Raw genomic sequence first — 824 nt, 5'->3', positions numbered from 1 at the left:
AAGAAAGTCGTCTTCCATAAATAATGAAGACACATTTTCATGAAAACGATTACTCGCGATTGAGAATAACTGCATTTGTCCGTCTGGAGCTTTAACGCGCACCATTGCTAACTCTGGCAACAATGAAGCGGCTATACCGCTAACTTTCTCTAATCGCTGCAGAGGATCATTCATTTCTGGGAACTGGTCCAAATAGGCTTTTGGTAATGCCGATACTCGACGATTCTCAGCACGCGTATAATCATAGATTCTGTCGAGCAACTCGTTCTTCGGATCATTCGAACCATATTCAATAGCATTGTGCGGTAACTTCATTTTATGCAGAACGTTTAGATAGTCTTCTACCTTTTCTTCCGCACTTTGATACCAACTTAAGAATTCTTTCTCCGCGACATCATCAGGTAATAGCATCAAGAAATTGCTTTCGCCTTCCATGCGTAAAAAGTCCATATACAAACGCGTATTTAACTGGTGTCCTAGGTTGCCATAGACGTCAAAACCAGCCACCAGCAAGTAGTGAATGCGCTCTAACAAACTATACGAAATTACCCAAGCTGTTTTCGGCTTATCACCATGCAAACCATTTACGACCGTCGCATTATCGAAGTGCCGAAATATAGTGAGTGCTGCATTTGAGTTATGCGCTTCACTCCCATCGATATCGCTTGTCAGACTTTTGCCACTCCAGAGCATATCGAGTGACAACTCAGCAACACCATCAGAAAAACTGTTGATGTAGTCAATTTTGTCATTCAGATGCTTCTCTTGGAGCGCAGCGTATTTCGTCCATATTTTAAATGGTGAGGCTGTGCTTTGATCTTCAG

At 42.2% G+C, this 824-nt stretch carries 1 protein-coding gene; it reads right to left on the bottom strand.

The window, feature by feature from the left end:
- The coding region (locus tag A3762_RS15205; protein ID WP_197469285.1) for a fatty acid cis/trans isomerase at nt 1-824 on the bottom strand (824 nt) is incomplete at both ends.

This window comes from Oleiphilus sp. HI0125 (assembly GCF_001635355.1).
This window is presented reverse-complemented; position numbering and strand designations above follow the sequence as displayed.